Raw genomic sequence first — 14596 nt, forward strand, 5'->3', positions numbered from 1 at the left:
TTGCTACGGCGACCTGATCTTTACAGACCAACCCAGTAGTCGAGCCGGTCGAGATGGTAGAAACACCCGCCTTGCTGGTTCCAGGAGCACACGCCATGGACGTCCATCCCCTGATGAATGACCGAAACCGGCCGGTCCGAGGAAACAACCACCACTATAATATTGGGGTGTTCGGCGGTAAAACGCAGGGCTGAGTTGTACCGCGCCCCCCGGGCAAGATCTTCCCCGGCAAAGGCCCTGCCGTCAAGCAGACAGGCAAAACCGTGGAGATGCATGTCCGCGCCGATGTGAAGCGCCCCGTCCACCTTGGTGAGGGACTTGGTCAGCTTCAGCGTGTAGGGCTTGCGTAGGTCCAAGGGCGGCGAGAGGCTCTGCCCGGAGATGGGCACCGGGCTTTCATTGAGATCGATGACTATGGTGCAGCCGTGTTTCCTTTGCTGGGAATGGTGCACCAGACTAACCACAATCTTAAAGATGAAAAAACTATCGGACCGTTCCAGAGTGGACTCGAGCAGTAACTCCTCCAACTGCACCAGCTTGGCCTGATAGGTGGTCGAACTGAACCTGCCATCGGCAAAGCTGCACACCTTGGTGCGGTTAACCTTGAAAAAGCCGTAGCGGCCACGAAAATCAGCGCAGAGCGAGAAGGCCGGCAGGGTATCGCCGCAGATGCCGAGAATCGCGCGACCATCACTCACCAGGTAACGGCCCGACCGCTCGACGGTGAGCAGCAACTTCCGCACATGTTTAAAATTGACCAATTGCGGCCGGAGCTCTTCCTGAAACTTAACCAGAAAATGCAGCTGGTTGAGCATGCACGGATCAACAAAGAGTAATCGTCCCTCGGGCCAGGATCCTTCCTCCTGGGTTTCAGAAATCATCAGCACCGCATCCAGCACCGGATAGATCCGCATGGAGCTATCCCAACCGAGCTGCAGGTTCATCTGATCGATGATATAATCGCGGACCGCATGGGTGGCATATTCTTTAAGGAAGTAGCCGGAAATGCCGGTATAGAGATCCTTGTCATTGGCAAGATCGTGGGAAAAACGCCAGACCGCATGCTCGAGCCAGCACTCGGTCGGACCTGTGGAGCAGAGATCGGGATGCTGCTCGGTAAACCACTGCTGAAAAAAGACCGATCCCGAATACCCGCCACAGGAGAGGAGCCCGGCCAATCCCGGATCCTTGACGGGGAGGATTTCCGCGAACTGCTTCCGGTCAAACTGGAGTTTTTCGTTTTCCCGCCACTTTTGATTGTCTAGATACAGACTTTTGAATATCGGCTCATGCCCCTTGAGCAGATTCTGCGGATCACAGAGCATCATCGGGCTGTCAGGTCGCAGGGCAAAAATGACGGCTGCCCGGCTTGTGCCAGAAAAATGGGTCAGCCCATCACTCAGACCATTAAGAATATCACTGACGCACCGGCGAATGAAGGATTGCTGGGTCTGATTAAGCATGAAGGGCGTCACAAGGAAAAGAGGAAACTGCTGCCGGCCCTCGTTATTCCGCTCAAAGACCACGACAGGGCTATTTATGGTCTCAAGGTACCGACAGGTGCCTCAAGCGTCAAGACGATTTCGGGCGGCGATACCATTTCGTCTCCCAAGGGACAATCGAGAGCGATGAAAACCTCAGGCCTCAACCTTGACATTGGCGCCTTTATGCCAAACTTCTTTTGAAAATGGTTATCAATTACCCAAAGGAGGTTAATTATGGCTTATATATGCACAACCTGTGGAGCAGCGGCTGAAACACCTGGACATCTGTGCAGCCCTTCCGATACAACATCTTCTTGCGGCTTTTGCGGTACTCCTGAAGCCGGCGCCCGGCATGTCTGCCGGGATAAACTTGTTGCCATGCAGTTTTTTTGCTCTTCCTGTGGCAGAGTGGCAGAGGAGGAGAACTTTCTCTGCAATCCCTCTCCCATCATAGAGTAATCTTTTATTGTGACGATTCCGCTCTCGGTTCGGACAAGCATCGGTCTTTCACTGATGCTTGTCCGAACCCGCTCTCGCTTTCCGAGCCTCATGGATTGCCTCGTCTTCATGGACGACCCTCTATTCCGGCTCCCAAAAAGAGCTTGGCCAAAGGTGTTTTTCCGCCTATCATGACCAAACTCATAAAAGAATTCGCCTCCCCTCACAATCAGGCTCTTTCAATTCCAATCAGCAGTCTCGTTAAATGGTGCACCCATGGAAGACAACATTGCCGAAGAACTCGTCAACATTATCAAGAAACAGCAGAAATCCGAATATGAGGAGGCCTTTGAGCGAGCCTTCGAACTGACCAAGGCCTATGCTGGTTCCGCCAACGCCCAGGCATCCACTATTCCCTTTGTCTTTGAAAAGCTGTTTGAGCTGTTTGTCACCGGAAAAACCAGATCGTAACCGGGAAAAGCTCAAGCCCCCCAGCCCTCATTGCCCTCTGGCCGGTCCCTTTCGCCTTCGCGACGGCCTGAGGACACCCGGCACTTCGTCCCCTCCCTTTTACTTCGTACCGAAGATTTTATCCCCGGCGTCACCGAGTCCAGGAAGAATATAGCCATCCTGGTTCAAGCGCTCGTCAATGGCGGCCACGTAGATATCAACATCGGGGTGACGCTCCTCTAACCTCCGAATTCCTTCAGGGGCCGCCACCAAAAAAATACCAATGATATCCAGACAGCCCGCCTTTTTCAGCATGTCAACAGTTGCGACCAGGGTGCCACCGGTGGCCAGCATTGGATCGAGAATCATCGCCTGCCTCCGGTCGATATCCTGGACCAGTTTCTCGAAATAGGTCACAGGTTTGAGAGTTTTCTCGTCGCGATACAACCCCACCACTGAAACTTTAGCGCTGGGCAGGGCTTTCAGCACCCCATCCATCATCCCCAGACCAGCCCGAAGGATGGGAACGATGGTGATTTTCTTGCCCTTGATCCGGTCGACCGTGACTGGGCCGGACCAGGTTTCAATAGTCACCTGCTCGACCGCCAGGTTTCTTGTTGCCTCATAGGCGAGCAGCATGCCGACTTCCGCCGCCAGTTCGCGGAAATCCTTGGTGGAGATGTCTCTCTCCCGCAAAAGTCCCAGCTTATGCCGAACAAGGGGATGCGAAATTTCGTGAACAGCCATGCAGACCTCCTGATGGGTAATGGACGGAGAAGAGAGGAACTCACTGCCGGATGTCCGCTCGGCAAAGCTTTAAACACAACGGCAACGGGGTTGTCTGACCTCACAGGCGGGCAATTTACGAAGCCCGTAACCGGCGCTGAATCATCTGTAGATCCTGCCAGGCTGCTTTTTTCAACTCCTCATTCTTGAGCAGAAAGCGGGGATGGAAGGTCACCGCAACCTGAAGCGGGTCAGTCGCATCATTGTCCGTCCCATAGCGGTGGAACCTGCCGCGCAACCGGAAGACGGACTCCTCACTGCCCAAAACGGACCGGACCGCCCACTCCCCCATGACGCATATGATCCGGGGCCGAACCAACTCGATTTCCCGAAGAAGATGTCCCCGGCAGCGGTGGACACTCTCGACATCCAGCAGCTCCGCGGACTCGGGGCAACACTTGATTGTATTGGTCACATAGACATCTGCCTCAGTCAGCCCAATGGCGCGCATCATATTCCACAGCATCGTGTCTTCGGCCACCCCAAACATGGTATCGACTGAAAAACCGCTCTCCTGCCCGGAATAGTCGCCGACCACCAGCAGAGGCGAGCCCACCGCGCCGCGGCCGAGCACCAATCCTTGCCGGACTGCAGCCAGGGAGCACATCTGGCAGCCCTCGATATCTCGACGATCCGCAACCAGTTGCTCCCCAGAGGCCTCTTTGGTCCAAGGTTGCGATTGCTCACGGCACAAAGGCGGCGGAGTAGCGGGCAGAGCCGGCCGGGCACTCTTCTTTGGCCCCGGTGTCGCTTTTCCTTTTTTCGGCCACGGTGCGAGTTCAGGTATCAATGGATAACTCTCGACACCCATCTGCTCATGGAAGCGTAAGAAGGTGCGGAGCGCAGCGGCCATCGCCAGGACAGAGGAACGATCCGGAACCACCGTGTCCGGGGTTGGGTCATCGCCACCCATTGTGGGTTCAGTTGCCGTCATTACCGCCTTGAAGCTCCATCGCCCCGGCTCTTCCGCACCCATAAAACAGATGCCGCCAGCCGATCAAAGACTTATTCTTTTTTCTTTTTGGGAGGTTCAAATTCAAAGACCGTTTCATTTTTCTTCAGAAGGCCGTGTTTTTTCCGAGCCACCTCTTCTAAATATTTATCATCGGATCGCAACCGTTTGATATCCTCTGAGAGTTCAGTATTTCTTGAGGCAAGCAGGCTGTTTTCCTCGGTCAAAGCGGCGATTTCTTTTTTCAACTGCAGGTAATGGAGGAGACCGCGACCAGGTGCAAAAAAAATCCACAACAGAAAAAAAACGAAAACAATCGCTCCAAGAAACCAGAGCACCTTCTTGTCTTGTCGATTATCTTCTTGCTGCTTGCGTATAGCCATACACTTCCCGGTTTACATCCCTTTTGAATTGCCATGGAACAGCTGAAAAAATGCCTGGTCAGCGCCTGCCTCACCGGATTGTGCACCCGCTATGACGGACAATGCAAACCTAACCCTACCTGCCTGCGCCAACTGATCGGGTACCACTGGATTCCGATCTGCCCGGAACAGTTGGGGGGCCTGCCCACCCCGCGCCCTGCTGCCAGCCTGACGGGCGGTGACGGATACGATGTCCTGGCCGGCACGGCCCGGGTGATTGACCAACACGGCAACGATCTGTCCGTGCCGTTTCTTCGCGGAGCAGCCATGGTTCTGACTATTGCCCAAGCGCAAAATATCGATCTCTGTTTGCTCAAGTCCGGCAGTCCCTCCTGCGGCATAGCCCCTGTGCCGGGCGTGACCACCGCGCTTCTCCGGACTCACGGCATTGAGGTCGTCTCCTTCTGATGCAAACGGTAAGCGGACCAGACTGCAAACCGTCGCACCATTCAAGAGTCGGAGGCGACTCTTTCCTCTTTTTTCTCCTCCAGCCCCATCAACCTGATTAACAAAATGCCTGACTCGTAGAGCAGATACAGCGGCACCCCCATTAGTGCCATATTGACAAGATCGGGGGTTGGCGTCAGCAGGGCTGCAACAATGGCGATCGCCAGCACTGCATATCGCCTGTTCTTCTCATAGGTCTTCCGGGAGATGACTCCCACCAAGGCACTGAACACCATAAAAACGGGCAGCTCAAAAATCACCCCAAATCCAAAAACGAACAAAGTGACGAAATTGACGAATCGGCTGACCGAAATGAAGGCCTGCAGTTCCTCCGACTGATAGCTGAGGAGGAAACGGATACCGAAGGGCAGGGTCACCAGGGAACAAAAAATCGTGCCGCCGTAAAAAAGCACACAGGTGGCGACAACAAACCAGAACAACTTTTTTCCCGTGACGCCAAAGGGTTTCCCCACTGCCTTCCACAGCACATACATGCAAAAAGGCATGAGCACATACAACGCCCCGAAAAAGGCCAGATTGACTTGGGCGAGAAAAGGCCCCGCCACGGAAAAAAAATAAAGTTTCTCTCCCAGATGTTCTTGCAAGCCGGTCAGGAGCCTGCCGGAGATAAAAAAAAGCGCAAGGGTCGTGACCGCAATCGACATTCCCAGTGATTTCAGGAAACTGCGTAATTCAAAAAGAAAGATTGCAAAGGATTTCAGCGGTTGGGCCATGGCGTCGGGGAAAATAAACTCGTTATTTGCGAAAGAGACGAAAGTCGGAAAAAAGTAGCAAAACAGAAGGATAAAAGCAATTGAATACCCGTTGCGTTTCCCCGGATGCCATGATAAAAGCCGTTCACATCGGTAAACAACCGTGCATCAGGCACTTATCCTCCCCCACTTTTTCAACCCCAACGATACCATCATGCTTGAATTACGCTTTGTCAGGGAAAACCTGGATCTGGTCCGCAAAAAAAGTCTCCTTCGAGGAGTTGATCCGCAACTCATCGACCTATTTTCCGAAACCGACAGCCGCCGACTTGGGACGCTTGCCGAGGTCGAGGCCCTGAAAAACCAGCGCAACACCGTTTCCAGAACCATCGCCGCACTGAAGCAGTCCGGAAAAAATGACGAAGCCGCGCCCCTGATTCTGGAGATGCGCGAAGTCTCCGACCAGATTAAGGAACTGGATACCGTCTTAGCCGAAATTGAGGTGCAGTTGCAGGACGTCATCATGTCCATTCCCAACATCTGTGATGATTCGGTACCGCCGGGGAGAACTGAACAAGATAATGTCGAGATCAAACGATGGGGTGATATTCCGGCCTTTTCTTTCCAACCGTTGCCGCATTGGGAGATCGGCGAAAAGCTCGGCATTCTCGATTTTGAAACCGCTTCTAGGCTGGCCGGGGCTCGCTTTTCCCTGCTCAAAGGGTTCGGCTCCAAACTGTCGCGGGCCCTGGTCAATTTTTTCCTCGATCTGCACACCCAGCGACACGGGTATACCGAGGTGCTGCCGCCCTTCATGGTCAATTCGAAAACCATGACAGGAACCGGCCAGTTGCCGAAATTCAAGGAAGACCTGTTTAAACTCGAGGGCTGGGACCTCTGGCTGATTCCCACCGCCGAGGTACCGGTCACCAATATCCATGCGGAATCAACCCTCGACGAGGCCGAACTGCCGCTGAAATATACCGCCTACACCCCCTGCTTCCGCTCGGAGGCCGGCTCCTACGGCAAGGACACCCGGGGATTGATCCGCCAACATCAGTTCGAAAAGGTGGAAATGGTCAAGTTCACCCGTCCGGAAAGCTCCTGGGATGAGCTAGAAAGTCTGCTGGCCGACGCCGAAGCAGCCCTGCAGCTGTTGGAACTGCCCTATCGGGTCATCAACCTTTGTGCAGGCGACCTGGGCTTTTCCTCGGCCAAGACCTATGACATTGAGGTCTGGCTGCCGGGGCAGAACAACTACCGCGAGATTTCGTCCTGCTCCAATTTCCTTGACTTTCAGGCGCGGCGGGCTGGCATCCGCTATCGTCCCAAGGGCGAGAAGAAGAGCCGTCTGGTCCACACCCTCAACGGTTCCGGCCTGGCTGTGGGCCGGACCCTGCTGGCTGTCCTCGAAAATTACCAGCAGGCAGACGGCACGGTGCGCCTGCCCAAAGTCCTGGAGCCCTATTTCGAGACCCGTTTTTAAACGGCAGAGGGGGGTGCTTATAATCGGGCCACCCCAAGTGGTCGCGTAGAGTCCAAAGAGACTTGGAGGGGAGCAAAACCGGCTCCCCTCTTTTCTGCGGATATGATATCCGATTCAACCAATTTTAGCCCACTTCACCCTGGCCGGAGAGAAACACTCCGATGAGTCAGCTTATCCCCACCGGGTTACTCAACCCGCTTGAAACTCTCGAGTTCCCATATTTCCAACCCGGGGTTTTTGAGGTCGTTGTAATGCCTTTTGACCCACCGCCCCACTTCTGGCGCATACCAGTAGGTCTCGTCGACACGACTCGAGACATTATTGCCGCGGCTGTTCCTTCCATCATACGACGTTTCGACTTCAACCTTCAGCGTATTAAACGTACCCGCTTTCATCACAAGCCTCTCCGGGGTGATCGACTTAATCTTAGCCTGCAAAGTGAAGTTGACCATAGGATCTTTTGGGCTTTTCCGAGAGAACGCTGAACCTGAATACAATTTTCCAACCTCAAGGGGAAACCGGAAAATCTCTCGGCTCGGAGAAAATATTGACGCGCCGTCTTCTACTACATTTCCGTTGGGATCATTTTTCTCCGTCCACGTTCCTTTCGATGAACTTTGAACTTCAACTTCATACCCTCCCCCGGGTTGCAGACTAACGACCTTGTACGTGACTGTACCCGTATTTGTTCCGACAGATTTGATGTATGTCCATGTATCACCAACCTTGATTACCGGACGGTCAACTTTTGTCGGCAGGTCGGCTGCATAGGAAGACGGAATCAATGTCATTAAGAAGAGAGTAAACAACGACAGAATGCCCCATGTTTTCATAAAAACCTCCTTAAGAAGATATGGTGGATGATGCCCCCCGTCGATTGGACAACCAAAGCAACCAATATAGGTACACCCTATTACAAGTCCCTCTTTTGATCGGTGAGCGTACCGGGAAAGTCCTGTTGGGATTGACTGTGATCACCCCCGCAAACCGGCCGGTTTTTCCTGGGCAAGCTCGATCAAGCGATCAAGCAAAGCACTGAAGGAAATCCCCGCCTCCGCTGCAGCCTGGGGCAGCAGACTGGTAGGCGTCATACCCGGAATGGTATTGGTTTCCAGCAGATAGAGCTCATCCCCCGCAAGGATCATGTCTGTGCGGCTGTAGCAGCGCAACTGCAGGCTGCGATGGGCGATCACGGCGTATTCCTGTGCCTTTTGCCGAATCTGCTCGCTGACCTGCGCCGGACAGATCTCCTTGCTCGCACCCGGCTGGTACTTAGCCTCATAATCGAAAAACTCATATTTAGCGTCGGGAATGATCTCAATCAAGGGCAGGGCCAGCAACTCAGCATTGCCCAGCACTCCGACCGTCAGTTCTCGACCTTTGATGTACTTCTCGACCATGACCTCGTTGTCATGTTTCAGGGCCAGACGCAGGGCACCCGGCAATTTTTCAATCTCCCGCACGATCGACATGCCGATGGAAGACCCCTGCCGCACCGGTTTGACCACGCAGGGCAGGCCGACTTCGGCAACGATCCGGCTGGTGTCTTCCAAATCGCGCAACTCCACCATCACCCAGGGCGCCACCGGCAGGCCATGCAGCCGGTACATGATCTTGGCGAGATTCTTATCCATGGCCAGGGCGCTGCCCAGCACCCCGGCTCCCTGGTAGGGAATGCCAAGCAGATCGAGGAAGCCCTGAATAGTGCCGTCCTCGCCGTTGACACCGTGCAGCAGGAGAAAAGCAACGTCAATCCGGGCGGCATCATTGGCTATCCGTGCCAGATCGGTTGCCGGATCGTAGCGAATGACCTCGTATTTGTTCGGATCAAGCGCCTTTTCCACCCCAGCCGCTCCTCGGAGCGACACCTCCCGTTCATCAGATGTTCCACCAGCAATCAATGCCAATCGAATTTTCGCCATGGTCGACCTCCCGTTGAATGAACATGGTTCTCCGCCCTGTTACCACAATTGTTGACCATGTTACCATCGGGACACAGAAAAACAATCAAAAGGGTGCATCCAGCACAAGGCTCAACGAAAAATGAACGGCTACCACGCGCTGGCCAATTTGGCCAAGCTTCTTCAGGCAACGTGAACACTGACGATTTCTTGCTACGGTCAAGGCAGATGAGGAAATTTGAAGAGATCGGACAGCATAAAGTAGCTTTCAAAGCGCATGAAGAAGCTGGCATTCAAAGCCAGAGAGAGGAGCCGACCGGTGGTCGCCAAATCCAGCGCGGCCGGACGCAACAGCCCGTCGCCGAGCCACTCCCAAACCAGGATGGAGAAGCAAAGACCATTTCGACCGCAATACCGAATAAGTTATGAATGAGTTGCCACCTGCCACCATCGGCGGTAAGCCGGAGATGCGGGAATCATAAACATAGGTTTTTTTGTCCTATCAGACTGGTTGCAGACGTCGATTTTCCGCAAACACGTTCAGCCAAGGTGCCACCGATATAAATCTTCTCCCCACAGACACTCAGCTGCAGCCATATGTCCATAAAATTCGGCGGTTATTAAATAAGCGACAATACGTTATTTGATTTGACAAGTACCGATAAAACGGATAATTTAGCTTCCTTTTGAAACCACACTCTTACTAATGGCCCCGGCCAACCACCAAAGGAAGTGATGCAATCATGATCGAAGTAGATGTCAGAGGTGACCTTGAATACGCGATCAGGCAGTTGAAGAAGAAACTGCAGATCGACGGTATTAAACGTGAGCTGAAACGGCGTGAATATTACGAAAAACCCAGCGTCAAGAAACGCCGTAAAGCAGCGGAAGCCCTGCGTAAACTTCGCAAGTTTAACCGGATGAGAAGCCGGTTCTAACCTGCACGCCCCAACGGTTCGCCGTTGGGGCGTTTGTTTTTCTCCCTCTTTTCGCCGACGCCCCTGCAAACCACAGAATACATCGAGTATCTGCAGCTTTTCCTGCAACACCTGACCATCCAGAGACGGCTCGCCAAAAATACTGTCGCCTCCTATGGCTCGGATCTGCACTCTTTTTTTCGTTTCCTTGCCCGCACCACACCATCCGTCCCTGAAGACATCAGCAAGGAACAGGTGCAGCAATTTTTCCAGGATTGCCATCGACGCCAGATCAGTACGCGGTCGAATGCCCGCAGACTGGCGGCCCTGCGCGCTTTCTTTCTCTTCCTTCAGGATCGAGGCGCCCTGACAGTCAATCCCCTGGCTGAAATCGATGCACCCAAAATCGGCCGCTCCCTGCCCAAAGGCTTGAGCATTGCCGAGGTCGACACCCTGCTCCGCCTTCCGGAGCAAACGTCACCCATGACGCTGCGCAATCATGCCATGCTGCACCTGCTCTACGCCTCGGGATTGCGGGTTTCCGAGCTGGTCAACCTGCCAGTGAACGGCTGCAATCTGAGCAGCGGTCATCTCCGCATCCTCGGCAAAGGGAACAAGGAGCGGGTCATCCCCTTCTCGGCCCTTGCCGGCGAAATGGTGCAGGCCTATATCGACCGCGGACGGCCGTTGATCCTCAAGGGTAAGCCCAGCCCTCTACTGTTCTGCTCCAACCGGGGAACCTCCATGACCCGCAACCGCTTCTGGCAGATCATCCGGGAGGTCGCCTTGGCCGCCGGAATCAGCAAGGAGATCAGTCCGCACATGCTCCGCCACTCCTTTGCCACCCACCTCCTGGCAGGCGGCGCCGACCTCCGCTCCGTGCAGATGATGCTCGGCCATACCGACATCTCCACCACCCAAATCTATACCCATGTCGACACCGACCGCCTGAAATCTATCCATCAGCGATTTCACCCCCGCGGTTAGGTCCCCCGCGCCTCGTCTCCAGCAACAGGTATTGGTGCCGTTGGCAAGGTGACGCTAAAAATGGTTTTCCCCGGTTCGGACTGGACCTCAATGGTGCCGCCATGGGCGCGAACGATGCCGTAGGAGACCGGCAGGCCAAGCCCGGCACCCTCAACCGCCGCCTTGGTGGTGAAGAACGGCTCAAAGATGCGCCCGACATTTTCCGGAGCAATTCCAGTACCGCTGTCTTCCACCCAGACCTTAGCCTCGTTGCCGCGCAAGGCAGTCTTGATCGTCAAGGTTCCCCCTTTTTGGGCCATGGCGTCGGCGGCGTTGATGGTCAAATTGATGAAAACCTGGCGAATCTGATCCTCAACTGCAGAAACCCAGAGTGCGCGATGATCATAGACCCGGTTCAGGGTGATTTTTTTCTTGCTGAGGAAATTGTGATTAAGGGTCAGAATGTCCTCCAGAATACAGTGCAGATCAAAAACCGTTCGCTGGCGGGTGGACGGCCGGTTGAACTGCTGCAGATCGCGGATCAGTTTACGCATGCGATCACATTCATTTTCCGCCAGATGGAGCAATTTTTTATCTTCCGAATCCTCCGCCAACCGCTGCTGAACATCGCGCAACGCAAAACGTATCCCCAGGAGAGGGTTGCCGAACTCATGGGCAATTGAAGCGGCCAATTTGCCGATGGCTTCCATTTTTTGGGCATGGTGCAACTGTTCAATCAGATGCTGTTCGCGGGTGATGTCGCGCCCCATGGCCACCACATTGGTCAACTGCCCCCGCCGGTTGAAGATGGGAAAGATCGACGCTTCGAGGATAACCCTCCGGCCCTGGAGATTGGTATTGGTGAAGGTGCCGGTCCACGCCTCCCCTTTGTAGATCCGTGTCCGTACCAGATCGATGTGCTCGTCGAGATGCAGATCCTGGAGACAGCTGATTGCCAATTTTCCTACCAGTTCTTTCCCCGTATACCCCAGGATCTGTTCAAATGCCGAGTTCACATACTCGATGATGCCCTGGGCATCGGCAATGAGGATTAAGGCCGGCGCCTGCCGGATCACCTTGGCAAAGAGCTGTTTTTCCTGCTCAAGCTTCTGCTGCCGGCTGATATCGGCATAAAAGACAACAGCACCCGTACATTGCCCATTCTCGAGAACCGGATAGGATCGCAGGCTGATCAGCAAAGAGGAACCATCCGGCAGACTGAGCGGCATTTCATCGGCCAGCAGCGCCTCCCCCTCGGCGATGGTGGCCCGCACCAGTCCGCTCAAGAGCTGTGACTGCGCCGTCTCCCGCTCGCCGGAAGAGAGCAATACCAGAATATCTTGGCCGATAAAAGAATTCGAATCGGTGCCCGAGAAGTGCTCAAGTCCGGCCCGATTGATAAACGTGCAGCGTCCCTGGGCATCCACGCCGAGGATGACCTCCTCGGTGGCATCCAGGAAAAGGCGCAACCGTTGTTCCTGGGCCTCCATTTCAAGCAACGCCCTATGCCCACTCTCGCAAAGGAAATTGAGGGCCGTTGTCACCTGATCCAACTCATCGGCGCGGTGGGACGAAGGACGGTCCAGCCGCAACGGTGCCAGCGGTCCTTTTTTCGGATCGATTTCCTCCGCGTATAGGGCCAACCGGACCAGGTGCTGCGTCAGACTTTGCTGGAACAAAAAGAGGATGAAACCGGCGACGACAAAGGTCTTCACCGCATTACTGGCCAGCAAAATGACGATGCGCTGCAGCAGACGCTGATGGATGCCTTCCAGGGAAGCGGTCACATGCAAGCGGCCAATCTGTTCGGAGCTGCCACGGACCAAATGGTGCAAGGGGAAAATATGGGAGAGGCTGTCATTGGGAGTGCGCTCACCCTTGGCCCAGGCCATCTGCCCGTCCATCTCGACCGCCGCAAAAACAACATTCTCCCGTTTGATCAGACCCTCGAGCTGCAAATTGACCTGAAAATCATCAAGAATCCACACGCTTTCCTCAAGCGGCCGAATACTGGTCTCCTGGATAGAGTCAAAAAAGGTATAGATTCCCTGGATATCGCGGCGGTAATCGAGGTACAGCTGGAGGGCAGTGGCCAAGATGGCCACCATCGTGCTGAACAAAATGACGAGAAAAGTCAGCCGATAGGCAATGCTGTTTTTTTTCCAACGCGGCAATGGCGGCAACCTCACGCAATAGAGTTCCATCGTACCCTGAGATACCCTCTTTTTGCGGCGCACCCCCTTCGATGAGCCGAAGTGGCTGGAGCCGACTTACGGTAGGATCTCCAACAGAGGGCTGACCTGACCCTGCCCGGCAAGGAGCACTCGCAGGGTTTTCACCCCCGGTAGCTGCTGGCGGGCCTCACGCAGCACCAGGTCGGGATGATTGTTGATCTCGCTGAGATGGGCCAGCACTACTAACCGCAACCGCTGCTCAGCCAATTGAGCGGCGAAGGCAAGCGAATCCGTGTTGGCCAAGTGCCCTCGACTGGAGAGCACTCGCTGCTGCAACGGTAACGGATAGGGCCCGTCCTTGAGCATCTGCACATCATGGTTGGCCTCAAGAACCAAGGCCTGACATTGCCGCAGGTGGTGACTGATGAGTTGGGTTATTTTTCCGGTATCCGTGCAATAGCCCAAGCTGCCGGTGCCGTCACTGACCACAAACCCGACCGGGTCGGCGCTGTCGTGGGAGACCGAAAAGGGATGAACCTGCAGTCCATTGATGGCAAACGGTTCTCCGGCAGCAAACTCACGGCGTAACGGCACCACGCCCACCCGCAGCTCCGCAACCCTGTGGGTGGCTTCGTTGGCGTAGACCGGCAAATTAAGCCTTCGTGCCAGCACCCCCACCCCCTTGATATGATCATCGTGCTCATGGGTGACGATGATGGCGGTGAGGGTTTCCGGGGCAATGCCCAAGGTGCTCAGGCGACTGACGATCTCCTTGCCGGAAAAACCGTTATCGATGAGCAGACGGGTTGAACCGGCCTCCACCAGGGTGCAATTCCCCTTACTGCCGCTGCCGAGAACCGAGAATTTCACGAATTGCTGATGCCGGTGACGGGGCGATCGTCCTCGCGCAGACCGGTGTGACCGAATCCGCCGCTGCCCCGCACCGTAGGCGCAAGAGTGGGGACGACCTGCACTATTGCTCGGGCCACCGGCGCCAGGATTAGTTGAGCAATACGGTCACCACGCCGGATCGTGTAGGAGGTCCGGCCAAGATTGACCAAACCAACCTTGACCTCGCCCCGATAATCGGCATCGATAGTGCCCGGAGCATTAATCACGGTGATGCCATGCTTGACCGCCAGTCCGGAGCGCGGGCGCACCTGGATCTCATAGCCCTCGGGAATGGCCACGGCAAAACCGCAGCCCACCAGCCGAATATCTCCCGGTTCAAGCACAACCGGTTCGATAAGAGCGGCGCCGACATCCATGCCCGCCGCCAGCTCGGTCGTATAGGCCGGCAAGGACAAGCCGGCAGCCTGTTCGGGATCCAGCCAGGTAAAGGCAACGGCTATCGCCTGCATTGGGCTTCCTCAAACATCGGTTTCTTCGTTGATTCAAGACAAAAAAAGCCGATGACCGCTTGCACGGTCACCGGCTCATTCTTCACGGCAGGACTCCAC

General features: G+C 55.0%; 15 protein-coding genes. 5 read left to right on the forward strand and 10 right to left on the reverse strand.

Translation table 11 applies throughout. From position 1 onward, the window contains the following. Positions 1–20: 20 nt before the first annotated feature. Positions 21–1463 (reverse strand): DNA integrity scanning protein DisA nucleotide-binding domain protein, encoded by a 1443-nt coding sequence (locus tag ACHZCX_RS08990; RefSeq protein ID WP_319586895.1) that lies wholly within the window; start codon positions 1461–1463, stop codon positions 21–23. 735 nt (positions 1464–2198) lie between these two features. On the opposite strand from ACHZCX_RS08990, the gene ACHZCX_RS08995 reads away from it, so the two are divergent. Further along, positions 2199–2393, forward strand: a complete 195-nt coding sequence (locus tag ACHZCX_RS08995) for a hypothetical protein (protein WP_319586896.1) — start codon at positions 2199–2201, stop codon at positions 2391–2393. Between the two features lie 99 nt (positions 2394–2492). Here the strand turns inward: ACHZCX_RS08995 and upp are convergent, their stop codons facing one another. The 3 genes from upp to ACHZCX_RS09010 form a co-directional block, all read right to left on the reverse strand. After that, positions 2493–3119 (reverse strand): uracil phosphoribosyltransferase, encoded by a 627-nt coding sequence (gene upp, locus ACHZCX_RS09000; protein ID WP_319586897.1) that lies wholly within the window; start codon positions 3117–3119, stop codon positions 2493–2495. Positions 3120–3234: 115 nt separating this feature from the next. Next, complete coding sequence (locus ACHZCX_RS09005; protein WP_319586898.1) at positions 3235–4092, reverse strand: uracil-DNA glycosylase; 858 nt, start codon at positions 4090–4092, stop codon at positions 3235–3237. 71 nt (positions 4093–4163) lie between these two features. Further along, positions 4164–4493, reverse strand: coding sequence for a septum formation initiator family protein (locus tag ACHZCX_RS09010; protein ID WP_319586899.1), 330 nt, complete (start codon positions 4491–4493; stop codon positions 4164–4166). Positions 4494–4526: 33 nt separating this feature from the next. Here ACHZCX_RS09010 and ACHZCX_RS09015 point away from each other — a divergent pair, with 33 nt between their 5' ends. Next, positions 4527–4940 (forward strand): DUF523 domain-containing protein, encoded by a 414-nt coding sequence (locus ACHZCX_RS09015; protein ID WP_319586900.1) that lies wholly within the window; start codon positions 4527–4529, stop codon positions 4938–4940. Positions 4941–4981: 41 nt separating this feature from the next. Here ACHZCX_RS09015 and ACHZCX_RS09020 read toward each other — a convergent pair whose 3' ends face one another. Continuing rightward, positions 4982–5713: a twin-arginine translocase subunit TatC gene (locus tag ACHZCX_RS09020; RefSeq protein ID WP_319586901.1), complete on the reverse strand. Its 732-nt coding sequence runs from the start codon at positions 5711–5713 to the stop codon at positions 4982–4984. Positions 5714–5906: 193 nt separating this feature from the next. On the opposite strand from ACHZCX_RS09020, the gene serS reads away from it, so the two are divergent. Continuing rightward, complete coding sequence (gene serS / locus ACHZCX_RS09025) at positions 5907–7178, forward strand: serine--tRNA ligase (RefSeq protein ID WP_319586902.1); 1272 nt, start codon at positions 5907–5909, stop codon at positions 7176–7178. 185 nt (positions 7179–7363) lie between these two features. On the opposite strand, the gene ACHZCX_RS09030 is transcribed toward serS, so the two are convergent. Beyond that, positions 7364–8011: a hypothetical protein gene (locus ACHZCX_RS09030; RefSeq protein ID WP_319586903.1), complete on the reverse strand. Its 648-nt coding sequence runs from the start codon at positions 8009–8011 to the stop codon at positions 7364–7366. A gap of 141 nt (positions 8012–8152) precedes the next feature. Continuing rightward, positions 8153–9100: a D-alanine--D-alanine ligase gene (locus tag ACHZCX_RS09035; protein ID WP_319586904.1), complete on the reverse strand. Its 948-nt coding sequence runs from the start codon at positions 9098–9100 to the stop codon at positions 8153–8155. 725 nt (positions 9101–9825) lie between these two features. On the opposite strand from ACHZCX_RS09035, the gene rpsU reads away from it, so the two are divergent. Beyond that, positions 9826–10017 (forward strand): 30S ribosomal protein S21, encoded by a 192-nt coding sequence (rpsU, locus tag ACHZCX_RS09040; RefSeq protein ID WP_394708819.1) that lies wholly within the window; start codon positions 9826–9828, stop codon positions 10015–10017. Between the two features lie 24 nt (positions 10018–10041). Next, positions 10042–10983: a site-specific tyrosine recombinase XerD gene (xerD, locus tag ACHZCX_RS09045; RefSeq protein ID WP_319586906.1), complete on the forward strand. Its 942-nt coding sequence runs from the start codon at positions 10042–10044 to the stop codon at positions 10981–10983. On the opposite strand, the gene ACHZCX_RS09050 is transcribed toward xerD, so the two are convergent. The 3 genes from ACHZCX_RS09050 to dut form a co-directional block, all read right to left on the reverse strand. After that, positions 10980–13166, reverse strand: coding sequence for a PAS domain S-box protein (locus ACHZCX_RS09050; protein WP_394708781.1), 2187 nt, complete (start codon positions 13164–13166; stop codon positions 10980–10982). The genes xerD and ACHZCX_RS09050 overlap by 4 nt on opposite strands. Positions 13167–13232: 66 nt before the next feature. After that, complete coding sequence (locus ACHZCX_RS09055; protein WP_319586908.1) at positions 13233–14006, reverse strand: MBL fold metallo-hydrolase; 774 nt, start codon at positions 14004–14006, stop codon at positions 13233–13235. Beyond that, positions 14003–14497 (reverse strand): dUTP diphosphatase, encoded by a 495-nt coding sequence (gene dut, locus ACHZCX_RS09060; protein ID WP_319586909.1) that lies wholly within the window; start codon positions 14495–14497, stop codon positions 14003–14005. The genes ACHZCX_RS09055 and dut overlap by 4 nt, the downstream gene beginning before the upstream one ends. Positions 14498–14596 lie beyond the last annotated feature (99 nt).

The organism is uncultured Desulfobulbus sp., assembly GCF_963662935.2.
Taxonomy (GTDB): domain Bacteria; phylum Desulfobacterota; class Desulfobulbia; order Desulfobulbales; family Desulfobulbaceae; genus Desulfobulbus.

What these genes read in the sequence shown, in the direction of transcription:
- ACHZCX_RS09035 (WP_319586904.1), bottom strand. Translation starts at nt 9,100, where the DNA reads ATGGCGAAAATTCGATTGGCATTGATTGCTGGTGGAACATCTGATGAA.
- ACHZCX_RS08995 (WP_319586896.1), top strand. Translation starts at nt 2,199, where the DNA reads ATGGAAGACAACATTGCCGAAGAACTCGTCAACATTATCAAGAAACAG.
- upp (WP_319586897.1), bottom strand. Translation starts at nt 3,119, where the DNA reads ATGGCTGTTCACGAAATTTCGCATCCCCTTGTTCGGCATAAGCTGGGA.
- ACHZCX_RS09030 (WP_319586903.1), bottom strand. Translation starts at nt 8,011, where the DNA reads ATGAAAACATGGGGCATTCTGTCGTTGTTTACTCTCTTCTTAATGACA.
- ACHZCX_RS09050 (WP_394708781.1), bottom strand. Translation starts at nt 13,166, where the DNA reads ATGGAACTCTATTGCGTGAGGTTGCCGCCATTGCCGCGTTGGAAAAAA.
- ACHZCX_RS09005 (WP_319586898.1), bottom strand. Translation starts at nt 4,092, where the DNA reads ATGACGGCAACTGAACCCACAATGGGTGGCGATGACCCAACCCCGGAC.
- serS (WP_319586902.1), top strand. Translation starts at nt 5,907, where the DNA reads ATGCTTGAATTACGCTTTGTCAGGGAAAACCTGGATCTGGTCCGCAAA.
- ACHZCX_RS09015 (WP_319586900.1), top strand. Translation starts at nt 4,527, where the DNA reads ATGGAACAGCTGAAAAAATGCCTGGTCAGCGCCTGCCTCACCGGATTG.
- ACHZCX_RS08990 (WP_319586895.1), bottom strand. Translation starts at nt 1,463, where the DNA reads ATGCTTAATCAGACCCAGCAATCCTTCATTCGCCGGTGCGTCAGTGAT.
- dut (WP_319586909.1), bottom strand. Translation starts at nt 14,497, where the DNA reads ATGCAGGCGATAGCCGTTGCCTTTACCTGGCTGGATCCCGAACAGGCT.
- ACHZCX_RS09020 (WP_319586901.1), bottom strand. Translation starts at nt 5,713, where the DNA reads ATGGCCCAACCGCTGAAATCCTTTGCAATCTTTCTTTTTGAATTACGC.
- ACHZCX_RS09010 (WP_319586899.1), bottom strand. Translation starts at nt 4,493, where the DNA reads ATGGCTATACGCAAGCAGCAAGAAGATAATCGACAAGACAAGAAGGTG.